We start from the raw sequence: 18,958 nt of genomic DNA, 5'->3' as shown, positions 1-18,958 counted from the left end.
TCGGGTGCAGGTTGTTTTTTCACCAGTGTTCTTGCTTAAAGTCCCAGTTGGATCACCTTGAAGCTGCCATTATCGATTATCACTTTAATCTGGCTGAACAGCGGTGCCGCTTTGCGCTCCAGCGGGATAAACTGGTTTACCACAAAAAGTGCAATACCCTGGGCCGCCAAAAGGCGCTTGGCACTCAGGAGAAATTTGTCTGTCAGATCGCCATCTATGCCAAATCCCTGATGAAAGGGTGGATTACACAACAGCAGATCGGCCTTGGTGCGGATGCCTTTACCCGCATCGGCGGCGATAACCTCTCCATTCAACTGATTGTGTTGCAGGTTCTGCCGGGCAAGCTCTAACGCGGCAGCGTTGTTGTCGGTCAGTATCCAATGGTTAATATCTTTGCAGATGTCGAGGCTTGCGGCTGCGATAGTCAAATAACCGTAACCGCAGCCCAAATCCGCGCCGCTATTGAACGGATTTGGCAGAGGCAATAAGTGCTTGAGTTGTTCGATAAGCAAGGCGCTGCCCGCATCCTGTTTGTTCCAGCCGAATAACCCCGGTTTGCTGAATAGCCTGAGCCCTGAATCCGGGGCGATCGGGCGCGGCTGACGATAGTCGCTATCATCCAACAACTCCGCCGCATCATACTCGTTGTATTTACTGAGCTCGGCAGAATAAACCGGGCCATGTTTTACAATATTTTTTCCGCTGCCGAGCAGCTTGGCGATTTTTTCGATATAGGTTTTTGTCCCTTCATTTTTATAGCCCGCCAGCAATAATTGCCCGCCGGGTTTCAAGCAGCGCCAGGCTTGGTTAAGCACGTGATGCACAACCGGTTTTTCTTTGGATACACGATAAAAAATTTTATCGAGGCTGTTATCGGTGATTTCACTGCAATCAAAATCATTAAATTCTGTGGTGAAGCCGCGCGCTTTTGCCTGCTCGGCAACATCCCAGCGATTGGTTAGCACGAGTAATTGTTCATGGTGTAATACGGCGGGCAATGTATTGAGTGCGTTTTCATCGGTGCACCACAGAATGCGAGCATTCTTATCGGCGTGGATGCTGGTCAATTCCTGGGTGATCCAGTTGAGTGCCAAATCATTCATGGTGCTACGCTCTTTATTTCTTCTGCTGTTAATGCGCGATATTCACCGGGCGCTAATGCGGGATCCAATTGAATGTTGCCAATGCTTTCGCGATGCAACGCCACCACGAGATTACCTGCCGCCGCAAACATACGTTTGACTTGATGGTATTTACCTTCATGAATTTTCAGGAGAGCTTCATGGCTGGAAATCAATTCCAATTGTGCCGGGCGTGTGAGGGCTTTTTCCCCGTGTAATTGCACCCCGGCAGCAAACAGTTCAGCAGTGTCAGCACTGATGGGATTAGCAGTGGTAACGCGATAAATTTTATCGCATTCGTGGCGCGGTGAAGTGATGCGGTGATTCCACTGCCCATCATCCGTGAGTAATACTAATCCAGTGGTGTCGATATCCAGGCGCCCCACAATTTGTAACTCCTGCCAGCGCGGCAAGCGGATTAAATCCACCACAACCGGGTAATCGCTATCGCTGTTGGCGCACACGTAACCCAGTGGTTTATGCAGCATTAAATAGCGCGTTTTAAACGCTTCAACGATGTTTCCATCAAGCGTAACTATTTCGTCACCCAGTAATTTTTGGTCACCTTTTTTGGCGATAACATCATTCACACTGACTCTTCCAGCTTTGATAGCTTGCTGGATAAGCGAGCGCGATGAGTCGCTATTTTGGCTGAGAAATTTATCGAGACGCATTAGTGATCCTGAGTGGTAATCCAGTTCGAGGGCAGGGTATGTTCCCAGCCGAACTGGCGAATGATATTTGTAAATTTGGTGGCGAGCGGGGCGATCAATGTCAGTGCTTCGTTGGTTATCGGGTGAATAAATTGCATTTCAGTCGATGCCAGCATTAATCCATCGCAAGCGAATTGTTCCTGAAAAAATCGATTATGATTACCCTTGCCGTGCTTGGCATCGCCAATAATCGGATGGCTGATATGTTTCATATGGCGACGGATTTGATGCTTGCGCCCTGTGTGTGGGCTGCATTGCACCAATGAATAGCGGGTGCAGGGATATTTATCGATACTAAACGGAAATTCGATCTGTGCCAGCTTTTTGAATTCAGTTATGGCTTCTTGTGCTGGTTTATCTGCACGCGCTTTTTTATCCGTGTATTTATCCAGTTCTTCAACTAACGGGTGGTCAATAATTCCTTGTTCTGGTGCAAAGCCGCGCACCAATGCCACGTAGGTTTTGGTTAGTGCATGACGGCTAAAAATATCGCCTAATTGCCGTGCAACGTCTGACGAGAGTGCAAATACCAATACCCCGGAGGTGGGTTTATCCAAACGGTGGATTGGATAAACCATCTGCCCGATTTGATCGCGCAACAACTGCACAGCAAAACGTGTTTCGTGCCGATCAATTTCACTTCGATGCACCAACAAGCCGCCCGGTTTATTGATGGCAACCAGATATTCATCGCGGTAAATAATCGGCAGTATTTCGGTCATTGCGTAAGCTTATAAAATGGCGTTGGTTTGTAAATATTTGGCGCTATAACAATAAAAGCAGGCGAGAGCCTGCTTTTATCGATGAAGCTATAAGCAGCGCTAAAAATTATTGCGCGCTTGTTGCTGCTTCAGGTGCATCGCTGCTGGTTTCATTGCTACTGGATTCAGATGTACAGCTAAATCCCCAGCCGCTTTGCTTTTCGGCAAACTCTGCTGCCTTGGCCTCGCATTGGCCTTGGGTACTTTCATAATTCCAGAGTGTTTGTGTTGCGCCGTCTTTGGTGTAGCTTACTGAGCAAGGAACGCTCTTGTCAGCTGATGTATAAACGATCTCAATAACGCGCTCGGCATTACCCATCTTGCAAGTATATTTAACCGCATCATTTGCAGTGGCAGAAACGCTCACTGCCAACAAGCTACCCAGCAAAAGAAATTTACGCATTTGATTTTTACTCCTTAAAAGTTAAATAGCGATACGAACAATAATGGCCAGCACTATTACAGCGATGCAACAGAAAACATTAACCGATTTTCTTTTCGCCCGAGTCTACGGTTTGGTAAATCAGGGTGTTGATGGTCATTGGGCCTACACCGCCGGGAACTGGTGTGTAAGCAGCAACGCGATCAACCAACGGCTTCAATTCGATATCGCCCACACCACCGGGATGATAGCCAGCATCAACTACCACTGCGCCGTCTTTAATCCACTCGGCTTTAATAAATTCCGGTTTGCCAACAGCGCCCACAAGAATATCGGCCTGTTTAATGAGTGACGGTAAGTTTTGGGTGCGTGAATGGCAAATGGTGACAGTGGCATTGGCATTAAGCAGCATCAGCGCCATTGGTTTGCCAAGAATTGGGCTGCGGCCAACCACTACAGCGTGCTTGCCGGCGAGTTCAATACCGTAGCCTTCCAACAAACGCATAATGCCTTTTGGTGTTGCGCAGCCATAAGCTTCTTCACCCATGCTCATGCGGCCAAAACCTAAACAGGTTACGCCATCCACATCTTTTTCCGCGCTGATTGCATCAAAGCACAGGCGCTCATCGATTTGGTGCGGAACCGGGTGCTGCAACAGAATACCGTGCACGTTAGGGTTGTTATTCAATTCATGGATTTTGGCGAGCAATTGTTCGGTAGTGGTAGATGAAGGCATCTCCACCTTCAATGACTCCATACCAATACGGGTACAGGCATTGCCTTTCATTTTCACGTAGGTCGCTGAAGCTGGGTCATCACCAACAAGAATGGTCGCCAGAATAGGGGTTTGGCCATTGCTACGCGCCTTTAATGCAGCAACGCGAGCAGAGAGTTCCTGTTCAGTTTTTTCGGCAAGGGCTTTGCCATCCAATACAAGTGCGGACATGGGCGCTAATTACCTGTGTAGTAAATGAGAAGGGGTATAAGTCTGAGGTCGCGCATTTTCCCACAGTGAGGGTGGTGCGCCAAGGGAATTAAGGTAGGGGGATGCAAATACTGGCCGATGGGAAAGGGGGCGCCGTTTTAGGGGTCAGGTGCTAGCGGCGTAGAGTAACAATGAACGGATATTTCGGTTTACTATTCATGGTTGAAAATTTTCAGTAACAAGTCGGGTGGCGAATGGTAGATATGGGGAAAAGCAATGTGAACATATTATAAAAATGAAGATTCTGAAGGGCGTTGCTTGATAGCTTAAGTGAGGAATTTTAGAGATGTTTTTTTAAGACGGGATTGGGGTGGCTGATGGGGCTCGAACCCACGACCACTGGAATCACAATCCAGGGCTCTACCAACTGAGCTACAGCCACCGTAGCGAGAACAAACAACACATCCATATGATGGGATTAGATCCCAACAGAAAGCTTATCAAGTGAAGTGTGGGCGAGTAATTAATAGCCCAAATGGCGCACCCGGCAGGATTCGAACCTGCGACCACCCGCTTAGAAGGCGGGTGCTCTATCCAGCTGAGCTACGGGCACATGCTGGAACAAACCTTCGCAGGTTCGATAAAAAGATGGTCGGAGTGGAGGGATTCGAACCCCCGACATTCTGCTCCCAAAACAGACGCGCTACCGGGCTGCGCTACACTCCGACGACTTAAAACTGACTGCGTTTCAAGTGGTGCGCATATTAACGGTGAGTTCCTGTATCGTCAACGAAAAAAACACAACAAAATAAAATATTTAGCGCATCGAGTTAAATTCTAATCAGCTTGTGTAAGCCGTGTTCAGATAGATAAAAGAGCCTTGGATTTTGATTCCGGTGTTCGCAATAAATGCCTTCACTATGGCACTTATGATCTTTGATAAAGGAGTAACAACTGCCGGTGTTATAGCATTTTACCCGCCAGCCCATTGAGCTTTGCCTATGGCTGTATTTGTGTGACCCTGACAATCTGCTGGCGAAACAGGGTGCTAAGTCTTTGTTTAGGCTTGTGTGTCGCCCAGCAGCTAGTCAGAATACGCAACTATCGTTTGGGAGATTTTATGCAAAACAATAATTTAGCGGTTTCAATGAAGTTGGGTATGCGCCGTCTGGCATCTGGTGTTTGTGTGTTATCGACGACATTGCCCGGCAATCAACGTTTTGCGATGACAGTCTCTTCCGTCACTTCAGTATCTGATTCACCCGCATCACTGCTTGTGTGCATTAATCAGTTAGTGTCACAACAGGGGCATTTGGCAACTTTAGGTAGTCAGTTTGCTGTTAATGTTCTTTCTACTCATCATCAGGATGTTTCCAATATTTGCGCTGGGCGTGAACCCAATCGTGATCGCTTTGAAGTGGGCAATTGGGAAGAGGACGAAACCGGTTTACCCGTGTTGGCCGATGCCCAGGCCGTTTTTGTCTGCCAAACCGATCAAGTAACCACCTACGGAACTCATAAGATCATTATTGGTGTCATCCACAAAGTGATTCTAAATGGCGCAGAGGTAGATCCATTACTCTACGCTGATGGCAGCTATGGTGCATTTTCGCGCCAATAGAATCCAGTTATGAAGTGCTAGCAGCGCAATCGACTGAGCGTTGGGCTAACTGAAGGAAATTGTTAAATCTTGTGGTTCAAAATGACGCAAACATTTAGCAAAAATTTACCTTGCAATATGAATATTTCGTGTCTATCGGCTGTTTAAGGTTAATAACCACTAGCTCTTTATGCACACCTCATGTGCTTAAGCGCCCAAGCAGTTCATGGCTTGATCAAAAACGTGAAAAAATGAGCTTTTGATCTGGTTTTTTTGTGTAACACTATGAAAAATAAAGATATTTTCATATAGATTAAATTTTGATCAATTTGTCATTGATACTGATTTTATAAGCCTTTGAGGCGGTTTCCCAAAAACTATCCACCAAGTTATCCACAGAAAATGTGGACAAAATTTTGATGAAGGTTTTTGTGCAAAAAAGTTACAGTTTGTGTGTTTTGTATCTTTTATGCCGTAACAGGTGACGAAATTTTTAGCGTTTTTTCTTGTTCAAAAAAGTGGATTTATTTATGAGTAAACGATTGAAGGTTGCCGTGCTTGGTGGTGGTAGTTTTGGTACGGCAATTGCCAACATCATCGCTTGTAACAACCATCAAACTTACCTGTGGATGCGCTCTGCGGAGCAGGCAGAGGTCTGTGAATCCGAGCGCCAAAATGCTCGCTATCTACCCGGTTATATGCTCCATGAGCAGCTGATAATTACCTCTGACCTGGCGCAAGCGGTGAAAGGGGCTGATCTGGTATTTGTATCCATTCCCAGCCATTCATTTCGTGCGGTAACCCAACAGTTGAAACCGTTGCTGGGTGACGAGACTATGGTGGTAAGCACTGCCAAGGGGATAGAGCCGGAAGGATTTACCCTGATGAGCCAGATTCTTGAGCAAGAGCTGCCTGGCCATCCTATCGGTGTATTGAGTGGACCCAACTTTGCGAAAGAAATTGTGCAACAGCAGCAGACCGGAACTGTTATCGCTAGCGAAAACCAAAGTGTTATCAGCTGCGTGCAGGAGACCTTGAAGTCGTCCACCTTCCGCGTGTACGCCAATCATGACCGCTATGGTGTAGAGTTGGGCGGCGCGCTGAAAAATATCTACGCTATTATTTGCGGCATGGCAGCGGCACTGGGTGCTGGCCATAATACCCAGGCAATGTTGCTTACCCGCAGCCTTGCAGAAATGGGGCGTTTTGCACAGATGATGGGGGCCAACCCCATGACGTTTTTAGGTTTGGCGGGTGTGGGCGATTTAATTCTCACTTGTACGTCGGATTTGAGCCGGAATTACCGCGTCGGATTTGCATTGGGGCAAGGGCAAAAACTGGATGAGATAGTGGCCTCCTTGGGGCAAGTCGCCGAAGGGGTTAACACGCTCCGCCAAGTGAAGCAAAAGGCCGATGAGTTGCAGGTATATATGCCCTTGGTGTCGGGGCTTTATGCGGTGCTCTTCCAACAAAAAGCGATTGCCGAGGTCGCCCGTGGTTTAATGGTGGGCGAGCAAGCAGATGACGTTGAATATTTAAGGGGAAACTAATGGACAATGAACAATTAAAATCCAATCTCACCTCCAGTAAACACTGGTTGCGTTTGGTGTTTATGTTGCTGTTTGCGGCAGTGTTGCAACTGGCAAGTTTGGTGATGTGGGTATTGGTCGCAGTGCAATTTGTATTTTCATTGATTACCGGTGAAGACAATCAACACCTGCGTCGCTTTGGTCATTCACTGTCTACGTACATTTACAATGTATTAAAATTTTTGTGTTACAGCAGCGAAGAAAAACCGTTTCCGTTTGCTGATTGGCCTGCGAACTCAAGTGCTGAACCGGAAGTTGCTGTCCAGCCTGCACTTGTGGCTGATGCTCCCGAAGAAGCCGCAAAGTAAATGACGATTTTTATTTTGCGTCACGGTCAGGCGGAAGCGCAGATCACTTCCGATGATGCGCGGCAACTGACTAATAAAGGCCGCAATGATACCGCCAGAATTGTGCAGGAGCGCATTGCGGATATGCCCCTTGTACAAATCTGGGCGAGTCCCTTGGTGCGTGCACAACAAACAGCAGAAATTGCGTTGAGTTATTTTCCCGGGTTAAAAATCCAAACGACCGATTTGTTAGTACCTGAGGCCAATCCGCAAGTGTTAATGAATTGGTTGGATAAACTCAATGCGCAGTTTATTGGCACTGATCGATCACTCTTGCTGGTGAGCCACCAGCCATTGGTGGGGGCGCTCGTCAATTTGCTGTGCGGTAAACCTGGTGATTATTATCCAATGGGTACCAGTTCCCTCGCGGCGATCCGCGCGCAAGTGGTTGCCGCCGATATGGGCGATTTACTTTGGCTGGATCACGCCTAAAATAAAACAACCGTGTTTTATTTCTTACTTCCTCTGTGGATCTTTTTATGGCGCAATCACCCGGTCCGCGCGAATTGCGTTTTACCGTCAATGGAATGAATTTCGCTGCGCAGGAGTGGGGCGATTCAACACAGCTACCTGTACTTGCATTACATGGCTGGTTGGATAACGCTGCAAGCTTCTTTGCTTTGGCACCGCGCTTGAAAAATCTGCATATTGTTGCGCTTGATATGGCAGGCCATGGCCAAAGTGAACATCGCCCCGGTCAAATGGCTTACACCCCTTGGGATGATATCAACGATATTCTCGCGGTTGCCGATCATTTTGGTTGGGAGCGTTTTGTACTTCTAGGGCACTCGCGCGGAGCAATTATCGGCACTCTTGCCGCAGGTACTTTTCCTGAGCGATTTATCGCGCTAGGGTTGGTTGAAGGTTTATTACCTGAGCCTGCGCGCGCGGAGGAAGCCCCCAAACAACTGGCTAGCGCTATTCAGGGGTTGCGCGTCCAACAGCGAAAAATTCCCTCTATTTATCCTGATATGAGTATTGCAATCAGGGCGCGTGAGCGTGGTATGTTTCCGCTTGGGCATGCGGCGGCCAAGGCGTTGACGGAGCGCGGTGTGGTTGCGCAAGCAGGTGGCGTTTCATGGAGTACTGACCCGCGCTTACTGGCTCCCTCAATGATTAAATTATCGCGTGAGCATCTCCACGCGTTTGTCAATCAAGTTAGTGCACCGATAAAATTGCTTTTGGCACATGATGGTCTGCCAAAGCTCTATGCAAATTATTTACACGAAGTTGAACAATTCCCGCAGGTGGATTATGAGGTCTTATCCGGTGGGCACCATTTGCATATGGAGCGAGAGGTGGATTTGGTCGCAGAAAAACTTAACCGTTTTTTTTCTCAATTCATCAAGTAAAACCCAGTTAACAATAACGGCTATTGTTTAGTGAGAGCTTATGAATTTTGTACGTTTTATCAGTGGGGCGTTTTTGTTATTGATGGCCGGTGTGTTATCTGCAGCGGAATTGCCTGTGCAAAATTATCACAATGCCAGAGTGATATTTGAAAGCAATGCAGAAACGGATGAATATGTGTTGGCGCTAGGAAGTTACAAAAAAATCGCCGGCAGCTGGCGGGTAGATCGCCAGCAGCGTTTAAGTGGAACGCTTGCACGCTACACGCTGGAGTTACCGGAGGGGCACAGTGCCAGTAACGGTTTTGATTTTTATCTGGATCAATTACAAAATTTTAATTTTCGCGAGTTGTTCCATTGCAAGAGCCGCGATTGCGGAACCAGTAACTCCTGGGCCAATAATCATTTCAAGCTTCAGATGCTCTACGGGTTAGATCAGTTCCAGCAATACGGCGCTTATGAAGTGACGACAGCGGATGAAAAACCTTTCTATGTCGCGCTTTACGCCGTGCAGCGCGGTAACAAGCGCGTATATGTGCAGTTGGATGTGCTGCATGTCGATAAAATTATCGAGCTTGGTATAGCGTCAAGTCCCGAATCGATTATTAAATCACTTGAAACCAACGGCTATTATGTATTCCCCGATTTGGTGGCTGAAGATGCGCAGGGCAGTACGAATATCCAAATCAAACAGGCACATCTGCAAGCACTCATTGATGCGCTTACACAAAAAGTCGATTGGAGACTTGCGCTGGTCGGGCATGATTACGCACCAGTCCCTCTTGCACAGCAACAAAAAGATTCACTGCTTTATGCTGCGCAACTGAAAGCGGCGCTGCAAGAAAAAGGCATAGTTGCTGCGCGCATAACGACATACGGTATTGGTAGCCTTGCACCAGCGGGTAGGGGTGATAGAAGCGCCCGGGTGGAAGTTGTAAAAGTAAATGATTGAGCTGCAGTAGGTTAATTGTGTTGTACGAAAATGAAAAAGGCGGCATCACAGAATGATGCCGCCTTTTTGTTTAGCAAGTATTATTGAACGCCGTTAGCGCAACAGTGACAAAAACTCATTGCGTGTGGCTTGGTTACTGCGGAAAGTGCCGCGCATTGCTGATGTTTTCATCGACGAGTTTTGTTTTTCAACGCCGCGCATCATCATGCACATATGTTTTGCTTCGATGATCACACCTACGCCGGATGCGCCGGTAATTTCTTGAATGCATTCCGCAATTTGTACAGTAAGTTGTTCCTGTATTTGCAGGCGGCGGGCAAACATATCAACGATGCGCGCAACTTTCGACAAGCCCAGCACTTTTCCGGTTGGTATGTAAGCAACATGAGCTTTGCCAATAAATGGCAAAAGATGGTGTTCGCACAGCGAATAGAGTTCGATATCTTTGACGATAATCATTTCATCCGAGTCAGACGGAAAGAGCGCATCGTTGACGACTTCATCGAGTGTTTGGTGGTAGCCGCGGGTTAAAAATTGAAAGGCCTTGGCAGCACGATCCGGCGTATCCAGAAGTCCTGGGCGGGTTAAATCTTCACCAATGCCAGCGATAATGCTCGCAAAATGTTCTCTCATTGGAATCTCCTCAAGCGGCAGCAGTGCTCTGCCTGTCACAAAACGGCAGTTTACCGCTTTCAGCCAATTTCTAGAAAACATAAATCCTGATTTGGCCGATTTATTGGGTAGAATGCCCGCTCTCTGCCCAGTTCGAGGTTTTTATGGTTGCTTCCACCACAATTTTTGATCAAGCGCGCGATGAGTTATTAACGATTCGCGATTTTTTACGCTGGGCAGCCAGTGAGTTTATCGCGGCAAAGCTTTATTACGGCCACGGCACGGATAATCCCTGGGATGAAGCTGAGCAACTGGTTTTACATGCAATACATTTGGCACCTCCACTCGGCGATGAGTGGCTGGACGCACAGCTGACCCGCAGCGAGCGTGAACGCGTAGTAGCCAATATCCAGCGTCGTATTGAAGGGCGTATTCCGGCCGCCTACATCACCGGCCAAGCCTGGTTTGCGGGCTTGCCCTATGTGGTTGATGAGCGGGTGCTGGTACCGCGTTCTCCGATTGCGGAGCTGATCGAAAAACGTTTTGCTCCTTGGTTGGTTAATGAGCCGCAACAAATTCTTGATTTATGCACTGGCAGCGGCTGTATCGGTATCGCCTGCGCGCACGCATTTCCTGATGCTGAAGTGCAATTGAGCGATATTTCCTATGATGCTCTGGCAGTAGCCGAGGAAAATATCCAACAGCACGGCATGACCGAGCGCATCTTTGCACTGCAGTCAGATTTGTTTGAAAACCTGCTAGGGCAGCGTTTTGATTTGATTGTCTCCAATCCACCTTATGTGGATGCAGAGGATATGGCGAGCTTGCCCGATGAATTCCATGCGGAACCTGAGTTGGGGCTTTCGTCCGGCGAAGATGGTTTGGATTTCACCCGCCGCCTGCTGAAGGAAGCGGCGGATTATTTAACGGAAGATGGACTTTTGGTAGTGGAAGTGGGCAACTCCTGGCCAGCATTGGAAGGTGTTTATCCAACATTGCCCTTCACTTGGATAGAGTTTGAGCGTGGCGGTCATGGTGTATTTGTATTGACCGCTCAGGATTTGCGCAATGCGCGCGCGGCGGGTGTGCTCTAGGCCAATCATGTCGATGCGTCGGCTGGGCAAGTCACGTATAATCAGCGCACTTTTTTATTGATCCTTTGTTGGATTCTTACTGTCAGGAAATCCCTAATGTCAGGCAATACTTACGGCAAATTGTTTACTGTGACTACCTTCGGCGAAAGCCACGGAGTGGCCTTGGGCGCAATCGTAGATGGCTGTCCACCCGGCCTTGAATTGACCGAAGCCGATATCCAAATTGATTTGGACCGTCGCAAGCCAGGCACATCGCGCTATACCACCCAGCGTCGCGAAGAAGATGCGGTGAAAATTTTATCCGGTGTATTTGAAGGTAAAACCACCGGTACTCCTATTGGTATGTTGATCGAAAATACCGATCAACGCTCTAAAGATTATTCCAACATCAAAGACCAATTCCGCCCCGCGCATGCGGATTACACCTACATGCAAAAATACGGCGTGCGCGATTATCGCGGTGGTGGTCGCTCTTCTGCACGTGAAACAGCAATGCGTGTTGCAGCGGGTTCCATCGCTAAAAAATATTTGAAAGATTTTCACGGTATTGAAGTGCGCGGTTATTTGTCGCAACTTGGTCCGATAAAAATTGACAGTGTGGATTGGGACCAGGTTCATCAAAACCCTTTCTTCTGCCCCGATGCCAGCAAGGTGCCGGAAATGGAAGCCTTTATGCAGGCGCTCAACAAAGAAGGCGATTCTATCGGTGCAAAAATTACCGTGGTAGCCACCAATGTTCCGCCCGGATTGGGTGAGCCAATTTTTGATCGCCTAGATGCTGAAATTGCGCACGCATTGATGAGCATTAATGCGGTAAAAGGGGTTGAGATCGGCGAGGGCTTTGGTTGTGTTGCCCAGCGTGGCAGCCAGCATCGCGATGAGATGACCCCTGAGGGCTTTTTATCTAATAATGCAGGTGGCATTTTAGGTGGTATTTCTTCCGGGCAAGATATTATTGCGAATCTTGCGCTCAAACCGACATCGAGTTTACATATTCCCGGTCGCAGTGTAGATGTGCATGGCAATGCAGTCGAAGTAATTACCAAAGGTCGTCACGATCCATGTGTGGGTATCCGTGCAACGCCGATTGCCGAAGCGATGTTGGCGTTGGTTTTAATGGATCATCTGTTGCGTCAGCGCGGGCAAAATGGTGCTGTTAAACATTCTGTGCCGGTAATTCCTGCCAGCGTGAAATAAATTCTCCAAGGGTGTGTTGGATTAGTCATCTTCGTGAGGACTAATCCAATGTTTGATTCACTCCTTCTGTTGTTTTCATATGCCCCTTTCTTTTGCGCAGCAAGCAATTCCCTATTGGCGCCTGTCCGGATTTTATTTTTTTTATTTTGCCGTGGTCGGCACGCTGATTCCTTACTGGGGAATTTATCTAAAATCCCTCGGTTATTCCTCTCAGGATGTTGGCATCATTAGTTCCATCATTATGGCGACCCGTATTGTTGCACCGAATTTTTGGGGTTGGTTGGCGGATCATACGCAACAGAGACTGCGTATTATTCGGCTCGGCAGTTTGGCGGCGAGTATTATTTTTGCCGGGATTTTGCTTGACCAACGCTATTGGTGGCTGGTGTTGGTGGTGAGTTGTTATACCTTTTTCTGGCATGCGGTACTGCCACAATTTGAAGTGATTACGCTGGGATATTTAGCCAATAACTATCACAGGTATGGTCAAATCCGCTTGTGGGGTTCGGTGGGCTTTATGGCGGCAGTGGTAGGGCTTGGGTTGGTATTTGATGTGATGCCAATCCGTTTTTTACCGTTGTTTATCCTCACTTTTTTGATTTTGATTTGGCTCTCCAGCCTTAGTTTACAAGACGTGAGCGCAAAAAAATCTGATGGGCAGCGGCAGAATTTTTTAAGCCTGGTGTGGCAGCCAACCATTCTGTGTTTTTTAGCGGCCAGTTTTTTATTGCAACTCAGTCACGGTCCTTACTACACATTTTATACGCTCTATCTTGTCGAAAATTACAGCTACAGTAGCACTGCAACAGGGTTGTTGTGGGCGCTGGGTGTACTTGCTGAAGTTGCTATTTTTATTGTCATGCATAAATTATTGCACCGGTTTAGCTTGCGTTCCTTAATGCTGTTTAGCTTGCTAGTGACCAGCGGGCGCTGGTTGTTAATTGCTTATGGTGCTGAATCACTTGCGGTACTGCTCTTTGCGCAGCTGCTCCATGCGTGCAGCTTTGGTATCGCCCATGCAGTTTCCATTGAGCTGGTGCGCACCCATTTTATGGGGGCTAATCAAGGGCAGGCGCAGGCAATGTATAGCTCTTTCAGTTTTGGCGCAGGCGGTGCCACTGGAGCATTGATTGGTGGCTTGCTGTGGGACTATAGTGCATCAACAACATTCTTGTTAGCTGCCGTGTCAGTGTTGGTTGCGTTCGTACTTTGTTATTTTTGGTTGCATCCTGTTCATCAAGTTGGAAGAGAGGTTCATCGTGAATAATTTGACCGTGACTCTGGTGCAGCAAGTAATTGTTCCCAACGATCCACAATATAACCTCGATGTGTTTGCTGAATCGATGGCAGCAATTACCAAAACTGATTTGATTGTATTGCCGGAAGTTTTTACCACTGGTTTTTGCGCTAGTGCGCGCAGTTATGCAGAAGCAGTTGATGGTCGTGCCTACAAGTGGATGCAACAACAAGCCACTAAGCACAATGCTGTTGTCACTGGAAGTTTGGTGGTTAAGGTAGGTGAACAATATTTCAATCGCTTGGTTTGGATGCGCCCAGACGGCAGTTACACAGAATACGATAAACGTCATCTGTTCAGGATGGCCGGCGAGCATACCCGTTATGCCATGGGTAATAAACGTCTGTTGGTCAATGTAAAAGGTTGGCGGGTGCTGCCATTAATTTGTTATGACTTGCGCTTTCCAGTTTGGAGCCGCAACCGCAACGATTACGATCTGGCGATTTATGTTGCCAACTGGCCGAGTGTGCGCGCTTTACATTGGAACCGGTTATTGCAAGCGCGTGCAATAGAAAATTTAAGTTATGTGGTGGGTGTCAATAGGGTAGGTATGGATGAGGCAGGGCAGCATTATGCTGGCGACTCCAGTGTGTATGGAGCAACGGGCGAGTTGATTGCAACGAGCCAGGAGGCTGAACTAATAACGGTTGAGTTATACACTGAAAAATTAACTGAATATCGCGAGCGATTTCCGGCCCATTTGGATGCGGATGAGTTTATATTGCCGTGATGAATGTGAGTCTCAACGGAGAATATTGATCATGCCTAAAGGTTTCGGCGATAAACTGGTGATAGCGATTTCATCGCGTGCATTGTTTAATCTGGATGAGAGTCATCAGGTTTATGTGAATGAAGGACTGGCTGCTTATGCCCAGTATCAAATTGAGCATGAAGATGAAATTCTTGCCCCTGGTGATGCATTCCCACTAGTTAAAAAATTGTTGCGACTCAATGAGCGTTTAGGTGGTGAGCCGCGTGTGGAAGTGATTCTGCTTTCACGCAACAGTGCGGATACGGGTTTGCGCGTGTTTAATTCTGTTGAGTATTACGGCCTTAAAATCAGCCGCGCTGCGTTTTGCGGCGGCACATCACCTTATCGTTACGCTTCTGCATTTGGTTGCCACTTATTTCTCTCGACAGAGCCGGATGATGTCCGGCAAGCGCTTGACCACGGCATGGCGGCAGCGACCTTAATTGCATCGAATAACCAGGTTGATAATGAAGATGAATTGCGGTTTGCCTTCGACGGTGATGCAGTTATTTTTTCTGATGAGGCAGAGCAGGTATATAAATTACAAGGACTATCCGCATTTACTGAAAGCGAAAAAGCGTCTGCAAAAGAACCGTTGAGCGGAGGCCCATTCAAACAATTTTTGGCCGCGCTTCAAGGTTTACAAGCCGAGTTTGGTGAAAACTGTCCGATACGTACAGCATTGGTTACTGCTCGCTCGGCACCTGCACATGAGCGGGTAATCCGTACCTTGCGCGCCTGGAATATCCGTATAGATGAATCATTATTTTTGGGCGGGCTCGCCAAAGGTACTTTCCTCAAAGCCTACGGTGCAGACGTTTTTTTTGATGATCAACCTATGCATTGCGAGTCAGCACGCGAGCATGTTGCTACCGGTCACGTACCGCACGGAATAGCCAATCGACCAGTTTCTTGAGTGTTGGCGGCTCATGACATATACCCAATATAGGGTGTGCATCTGCTATTTTTTGGTGTTTTTGTAATATTCCTTTGTCAAAAACTTTGAATTTTCGGGATATAGTCTAAAGTTGTAACAAGGCTGGCCTGTAGCACAATTAATAATTGTTGGGCACAGACGGGTAATGTGATCTATTCTAGAAGTGAATAATCTAACTTGATTTTATAACCCTGAGTTCGCTCTTGGGTTTTTCTGGTGAATGCCTTTGGCAAATTCCTCCAGTGAGTGAGCCAATCGGAGGGCTTATGAAGCTGCAACAACTACGCTATATCTGGGAAGTGGCGCATCACGATTTGAATGTGTCAGCTACTGCACAGAGTTTGTACACCTCGCAACCGGGTATCAGCAAACAAATCCGTTTGCTGGAAGACGAGTTGGGAGTTGAAATCTTCTCGCGCAGCGGGAAGCATTTAACCCGCATAACCCCGGCCGGTGAAGCAATTCTCAAGACCGCGGGCGAAATTCTGCGTAAAGTAGAAAGTATCAAACAGGTTGCCCAAGAGTTCAGTAATGAACGGAAAGGAACTTTGACCTTGGCGACGACCCATACCCAAGCCCGCTATGCATTGCCGCCCGTGATTGGTTCGTTCATCAAGCAATATCCAGAAGTTGCCTTGCATATGCATCAGGGTACGCCGATGCAGATTTCCGAAATGGCTGCTGACGGCACTGTGGATTTTGCAATTGCCACTGAAGCGATGGAGCTGTTCAGTGATCTGATCATGATGCCTTGCTATCGCTGGAACCGTAGTGTTGTGGTTCCCAAGAATCATCCTCTTGCACAGGTATCCAACCTGACCCTTGAAGAGGTCGCCAAATATCCGATAGTAACCTACGTGTTTGGTTTTACCGGACGCTCAAAATTGGATGAGGCCTTCATCAATCGTGGCCTTGCACCTAAAGTGGTGTTCACTGCTGCGGATGCTGACGTGATTAAAACCTATGTCCGTCTCGGTTTGGGCGTGGGAATTATCGCCAGTATGGCCTACAACGAAACGACCGATAGCGATCTGGTTGCTTTGGATGCGAGCCACTTGTTTGAATCGAGTGTAACCAAGATTGGTTTCCGTCGTGGTACCTTCCTGCGTGGATTCATGTATGACTTTATCGAAAAGTTTGCGCCGCATTTGACGAAAGACATCATTAATGAGGCCTTCAACCGTCATTCGCGAGCGGAGCTGGACGAGTTGTTTGAGGACATAGAAATACCTACCCATTGATCGAAATGATTGTTCCAAAAGCCGAACACTTGTTCGGCTTTTTTATTAATTATCAATTTGTTAGCCGCCCTGGTTAATGCTGTTTGTTATTTTCATATCCCGATTGCAGTTTTCCTTCGTGTTATTTATTTTGCCTTTTATTATACAATTTTATTGCTTTGTACAAGTTTTGGATGTAAAACTTATACAGAATTGATAATTTGTATAGGGTTAATATGAGCAAAATTCCTCTCGGTGTTAGTCAATGTTTGCTTGGTGAACAGGTCCGGTTTGATGGTGGCCATAAACGCAACCGTTACCTCACTGACGTCCTCAGTGAATACATCGAGTTTCGCCCGGTGTGTCCGGAAGTTGCTATTGGTTTAGGTATACCGCGTAAGCCAATCCGGTTGGTGATCATCGGTGATGAGACCCGCGTGCGCGGCGTTCAAAACCCTGATTTGGATGTGACCGATGCGCTGGTCGAGCAGGCAGAGTTTGCAGCACAGCAAATGCCCGATATCTGTGGTTATGTTTTCATGCAAAATTCGCCCAGTTGCGGCGTATTTGGCATGAAGCGCTATCGCGATAATGGCTACACCGCTGATGGCAAGGGTCGCGGTGCCTATGCTCAACGCTTTATGGAATTGATGCCGCTGTTACCCGTGGAGGAAGCAGGGCGTTTGAATGATGCCGGTTTGCGCGATAACTTTCTGGCGCGGGTCTTTGCTTATCATGATTTTAAAACGAATGTTGCCGCTGCCCCCACCGCAAAAAAACTGATTGATTTCTACTCTCGCTACAAATATCAGGTGATGGCGCATCATGTGCCCAGCTATTTCACCATAGGTCGCTATCTGTCCAATTTGTCGGGGCGGGATATACAGACAAGCAGCGATGAGTTTTTCCGTTTATTTATGGAGGCGCTTGCGCACCATGCCTCGCGTAAAGGGAATACCAATGCAATTATGCATTTGCGTGGTTATTTGAAAGAGCATTTAAACACTCAGGATAAACAAGAGCTGTCGCAGCTGATTGATTCATACAAAGCGGGCATGGTGCCTTTGGTTGTGCCGCTTACCTTACTAAAGCACCATTTGTTAAAACTCGATAACCCTTATTTAAAATCCCAAACTTTTTGGTCGCCTCATCCGGAACGGCTCGGGTTGCGTAATCACATTGTAGAGAATAGCTAGTGAGTATTATTGTTGAAACTGAAGGGGATGGTGTGTTGGTAGAAGACGCCGTACCCATTCGTGAAATTTCACGCGTGACGGGTGTGAATACCGTAACACTGCGTGCATGGGAGCGACGCTATGGTTTATTAATCCCACAGCGAACCTCCAAAGGGCACAGGTTATATAGCCGTTCCGATATTGATCGCGTTAAAGAAATTCAGGTGTGGTTAGGGCGCGGGTTGGCGATTGGCAAAGTGAAGGCATTACTTGCCGATGAACAGCGCGGCGATCTTGTCCCTGAAATAGATTCAATCTGGTTGCAATTGGCGCAGCAAATTCAAATGACAATCACTGCATTTAACCGCAACCAGCTGGAGCGCCTGATTGAAGAAACGTTTTCGCTTTATCCGGTGCCAATGATTGCCGATTATTTGTTATTGCCATTAATAGCGGAACTGCAAGGGGAAGAGCCGGGTAGACCCGTGCGCCGAGCGTTTTTTACGGCCGTGCTACTGGAGTATATTCAAGCCGCCCAAAGCCGCCAACGGCATGCAGCCCAAGGGGAGAAAATCCTGATGGTGTCAGCTGCTCCGGACGAGGATCCCTTATTGCCAGCGGTGTTGAATTATGGGCTTCTGGTGAACCAATATCAGGCTGAATTTTTGGGGTATTTGAGTGCAAAGGAGTCGTTACTGGCTGCAGAAGCGCTAGCTACAAAAATAGTGGTGATTATTGGTAGTGAAACCGTAAATACCAGCGAGCTACAGCTACACTTGAGTCTGTTGCAGGAGCGTTCTGCTACGGCTGTTGTGTTGACGGGAAATGTAGCGCGGGTTGTTCGTGCATTAGTGCCTGAATTCAGCACTGGCTATTATGCTTGCGACAGCCAGCAACGAGTACTGACCACAATAAACCAATTATTAAAGGGATGAG

General features: G+C 47.5%; 20 protein-coding genes and 3 tRNA genes. 14 read left to right on the top strand and 9 right to left on the bottom strand.

Going from position 1 to position 18,958, the window contains the following annotated elements; translation table 11 throughout:
- Positions 1 to 35 precede the first annotated feature (35 nt).
- From B4E62_RS13950 to B4E62_RS13915, 8 genes are all read right to left on the bottom strand, one after another.
- Positions 36 to 1,103 (bottom strand): class I SAM-dependent methyltransferase, encoded by a 1,068-nt coding sequence (locus B4E62_RS13950; RefSeq protein WP_331352463.1) that lies wholly within the window; start codon positions 1,101 to 1,103, stop codon positions 36 to 38.
- A complete protein-coding gene (gene rsuA, locus B4E62_RS13945) occupies positions 1,100 to 1,795 on the bottom strand; it encodes a 16S rRNA pseudouridine(516) synthase RsuA (protein ID WP_331352462.1) in 696 nt (231 codons plus the stop codon). Before rsuA ends, B4E62_RS13950 begins: the two co-directional genes overlap by 4 nt.
- Entirely contained in the window at positions 1,795 to 2,556 is a 762-nt protein-coding gene (gene truC, locus B4E62_RS13940; protein WP_331352461.1) for a tRNA pseudouridine(65) synthase TruC, read from the bottom strand. The genes rsuA and truC overlap by 1 nt, the downstream gene beginning before the upstream one ends.
- A 106-nt stretch (positions 2,557 to 2,662) precedes the next feature.
- The gene (locus B4E62_RS13935) at positions 2,663 to 2,998 is read right to left on the bottom strand and encodes a hypothetical protein (RefSeq protein WP_331352460.1); all 336 of its coding nucleotides are present in this window, start codon (positions 2,996 to 2,998) and stop codon (positions 2,663 to 2,665) included.
- 79 nt (positions 2,999 to 3,077) lie between these two features.
- Positions 3,078 to 3,923, bottom strand: coding sequence for a bifunctional methylenetetrahydrofolate dehydrogenase/methenyltetrahydrofolate cyclohydrolase FolD (gene folD / locus B4E62_RS13930; RefSeq protein WP_310070264.1), 846 nt, complete (start codon positions 3,921 to 3,923; stop codon positions 3,078 to 3,080).
- Between the two features lie 345 nt (positions 3,924 to 4,268).
- Positions 4,269 to 4,344: transfer RNA gene (locus B4E62_RS13925), tRNA-His, on the bottom strand.
- Positions 4,345 to 4,438: 94 nt separating this feature from the next.
- A tRNA-Arg gene (locus B4E62_RS13920) sits at positions 4,439 to 4,515 on the bottom strand.
- A 36-nt stretch (positions 4,516 to 4,551) separates the two neighbouring features.
- Positions 4,552 to 4,628: transfer RNA gene (locus tag B4E62_RS13915), tRNA-Pro, on the bottom strand.
- A gap of 394 nt (positions 4,629 to 5,022) precedes the next feature.
- On the opposite strand from B4E62_RS13915, the gene B4E62_RS13910 reads away from it, so the two are divergent.
- The 6 genes from B4E62_RS13910 to B4E62_RS13885 all read left to right on the top strand — a co-directional run bounded on the left by B4E62_RS13910 (position 5,023) and on the right by B4E62_RS13885 (position 9,739).
- The gene (locus B4E62_RS13910; protein WP_331352459.1) at positions 5,023 to 5,523 is read left to right on the top strand and encodes a flavin reductase family protein; all 501 of its coding nucleotides are present in this window, start codon (positions 5,023 to 5,025) and stop codon (positions 5,521 to 5,523) included.
- 509 nt (positions 5,524 to 6,032) lie between these two features.
- Positions 6,033 to 7,052, top strand: a complete 1,020-nt coding sequence (locus B4E62_RS13905; RefSeq protein ID WP_331352458.1) for an NAD(P)H-dependent glycerol-3-phosphate dehydrogenase — start codon at positions 6,033 to 6,035, stop codon at positions 7,050 to 7,052.
- Positions 7,052 to 7,399, top strand: coding sequence for a DUF4389 domain-containing protein (locus tag B4E62_RS13900; protein WP_310070273.1), 348 nt, complete (start codon positions 7,052 to 7,054; stop codon positions 7,397 to 7,399). The genes B4E62_RS13905 and B4E62_RS13900 overlap by 1 nt, the downstream gene beginning before the upstream one ends.
- Positions 7,400 to 7,870 carry a phosphohistidine phosphatase SixA gene (gene sixA, locus B4E62_RS13895; protein WP_310070274.1) on the top strand — a complete coding sequence of 157 codons (471 nt, stop codon included), beginning with the start codon at positions 7,400 to 7,402 and terminating at the stop codon, positions 7,868 to 7,870.
- Between the two features lie 47 nt (positions 7,871 to 7,917).
- Entirely contained in the window at positions 7,918 to 8,790 is an 873-nt protein-coding gene (locus tag B4E62_RS13890) for an alpha/beta fold hydrolase (RefSeq protein WP_331352457.1), read from the top strand.
- A 40-nt stretch (positions 8,791 to 8,830) separates the two neighbouring features.
- Entirely contained in the window at positions 8,831 to 9,739 is a 909-nt protein-coding gene (locus B4E62_RS13885) for a DUF4892 domain-containing protein (RefSeq protein WP_310070280.1), read from the top strand.
- 93 nt (positions 9,740 to 9,832) lie between these two features.
- Here the strand turns inward: B4E62_RS13885 and folE are convergent, their stop codons facing one another.
- The gene (gene folE, locus B4E62_RS13880) at positions 9,833 to 10,372 is read right to left on the bottom strand and encodes a GTP cyclohydrolase I FolE (protein WP_331352456.1); all 540 of its coding nucleotides are present in this window, start codon (positions 10,370 to 10,372) and stop codon (positions 9,833 to 9,835) included.
- A gap of 143 nt (positions 10,373 to 10,515) precedes the next feature.
- On the opposite strand from folE, the gene prmB reads away from it, so the two are divergent.
- The 8 genes from prmB to B4E62_RS13840 all read left to right on the top strand — a co-directional run bounded on the left by prmB (position 10,516) and on the right by B4E62_RS13840 (position 18,957).
- Positions 10,516 to 11,445: a 50S ribosomal protein L3 N(5)-glutamine methyltransferase gene (gene prmB, locus B4E62_RS13875; RefSeq protein WP_331352455.1), complete on the top strand. Its 930-nt coding sequence runs from the start codon at positions 10,516 to 10,518 to the stop codon at positions 11,443 to 11,445.
- A gap of 96 nt (positions 11,446 to 11,541) precedes the next feature.
- Positions 11,542 to 12,642, top strand: coding sequence for a chorismate synthase (aroC, locus tag B4E62_RS13870; protein WP_331352454.1), 1,101 nt, complete (start codon positions 11,542 to 11,544; stop codon positions 12,640 to 12,642).
- Between the two features lie 79 nt (positions 12,643 to 12,721).
- Positions 12,722 to 13,909 carry an MFS transporter gene (locus tag B4E62_RS13865; protein WP_331352453.1) on the top strand — a complete coding sequence of 396 codons (1,188 nt, stop codon included), beginning with the start codon at positions 12,722 to 12,724 and terminating at the stop codon, positions 13,907 to 13,909.
- A complete protein-coding gene (locus tag B4E62_RS13860) occupies positions 13,902 to 14,669 on the top strand; it encodes an amidohydrolase (RefSeq protein ID WP_310070295.1) in 768 nt (255 codons plus the stop codon). Before B4E62_RS13865 ends, B4E62_RS13860 begins: the two co-directional genes overlap by 8 nt.
- 31 nt (positions 14,670 to 14,700) lie before the next feature.
- Positions 14,701 to 15,606, top strand: coding sequence for a 5'-nucleotidase (locus B4E62_RS13855; RefSeq protein WP_331352452.1), 906 nt, complete (start codon positions 14,701 to 14,703; stop codon positions 15,604 to 15,606).
- Positions 15,607 to 15,893: 287 nt separating this feature from the next.
- Positions 15,894 to 16,868 (top strand): HTH-type transcriptional regulator CysB, encoded by a 975-nt coding sequence (cysB, locus tag B4E62_RS13850; RefSeq protein ID WP_310070299.1) that lies wholly within the window; start codon positions 15,894 to 15,896, stop codon positions 16,866 to 16,868.
- A gap of 215 nt (positions 16,869 to 17,083) precedes the next feature.
- Positions 17,084 to 18,043: a DUF523 and DUF1722 domain-containing protein gene (locus B4E62_RS13845; RefSeq protein WP_310070301.1), complete on the top strand. Its 960-nt coding sequence runs from the start codon at positions 17,084 to 17,086 to the stop codon at positions 18,041 to 18,043.
- Positions 18,043 to 18,957, top strand: a complete 915-nt coding sequence (locus B4E62_RS13840) for a MerR family transcriptional regulator (protein ID WP_331352451.1) — start codon at positions 18,043 to 18,045, stop codon at positions 18,955 to 18,957. Before B4E62_RS13845 ends, B4E62_RS13840 begins: the two co-directional genes overlap by 1 nt.
- The last annotated feature ends 1 nt before the right edge of the window (position 18,958 follow it).

Source organism: Cellvibrio sp. UBA7671 (assembly GCA_002483145.1).
GTDB lineage: Bacteria > Pseudomonadota > Gammaproteobacteria > Pseudomonadales > Cellvibrionaceae > Cellvibrio > Cellvibrio fibrivorans.
Note: the sequence above shows the minus strand (reverse complement) of the source record. Positions and strands in the feature narration are given on the sequence as shown.

Excerpts from the sequence above, each read along its gene's own strand:
- B4E62_RS13865 (WP_331352453.1), top strand. The coding sequence starts at position 12,722 with ATGCCCCTTTCTTTTGCGCAGCAAGCAATTCCCTATTGGCGCCTGTCC.
- sixA (WP_310070274.1), top strand. The coding sequence starts at position 7,400 with ATGACGATTTTTATTTTGCGTCACGGTCAGGCGGAAGCGCAGATCACT.
- B4E62_RS13900 (WP_310070273.1), top strand. The coding sequence starts at position 7,052 with ATGGACAATGAACAATTAAAATCCAATCTCACCTCCAGTAAACACTGG.
- prmB (WP_331352455.1), top strand. The coding sequence starts at position 10,516 with ATGGTTGCTTCCACCACAATTTTTGATCAAGCGCGCGATGAGTTATTA.
- B4E62_RS13950 (WP_331352463.1), bottom strand. The coding sequence starts at position 1,103 with ATGAATGATTTGGCACTCAACTGGATCACCCAGGAATTGACCAGCATC.
- folE (WP_331352456.1), bottom strand. The coding sequence starts at position 10,372 with ATGAGAGAACATTTTGCGAGCATTATCGCTGGCATTGGTGAAGATTTA.
- B4E62_RS13890 (WP_331352457.1), top strand. The coding sequence starts at position 7,918 with ATGGCGCAATCACCCGGTCCGCGCGAATTGCGTTTTACCGTCAATGGA.
- B4E62_RS13935 (WP_331352460.1), bottom strand. The coding sequence starts at position 2,998 with ATGCGTAAATTTCTTTTGCTGGGTAGCTTGTTGGCAGTGAGCGTTTCT.
- truC (WP_331352461.1), bottom strand. The coding sequence starts at position 2,556 with ATGACCGAAATACTGCCGATTATTTACCGCGATGAATATCTGGTTGCC.
- B4E62_RS13855 (WP_331352452.1), top strand. The coding sequence starts at position 14,701 with ATGCCTAAAGGTTTCGGCGATAAACTGGTGATAGCGATTTCATCGCGT.
- B4E62_RS13910 (WP_331352459.1), top strand. The coding sequence starts at position 5,023 with ATGCAAAACAATAATTTAGCGGTTTCAATGAAGTTGGGTATGCGCCGT.
- B4E62_RS13845 (WP_310070301.1), top strand. The coding sequence starts at position 17,084 with ATGAGCAAAATTCCTCTCGGTGTTAGTCAATGTTTGCTTGGTGAACAG.
- rsuA (WP_331352462.1), bottom strand. The coding sequence starts at position 1,795 with ATGCGTCTCGATAAATTTCTCAGCCAAAATAGCGACTCATCGCGCTCG.
- cysB (WP_310070299.1), top strand. The coding sequence starts at position 15,894 with ATGAAGCTGCAACAACTACGCTATATCTGGGAAGTGGCGCATCACGAT.
- folD (WP_310070264.1), bottom strand. The coding sequence starts at position 3,923 with ATGTCCGCACTTGTATTGGATGGCAAAGCCCTTGCCGAAAAAACTGAA.
- B4E62_RS13885 (WP_310070280.1), top strand. The coding sequence starts at position 8,831 with ATGAATTTTGTACGTTTTATCAGTGGGGCGTTTTTGTTATTGATGGCC.
- aroC (WP_331352454.1), top strand. The coding sequence starts at position 11,542 with ATGTCAGGCAATACTTACGGCAAATTGTTTACTGTGACTACCTTCGGC.
- B4E62_RS13905 (WP_331352458.1), top strand. The coding sequence starts at position 6,033 with ATGAGTAAACGATTGAAGGTTGCCGTGCTTGGTGGTGGTAGTTTTGGT.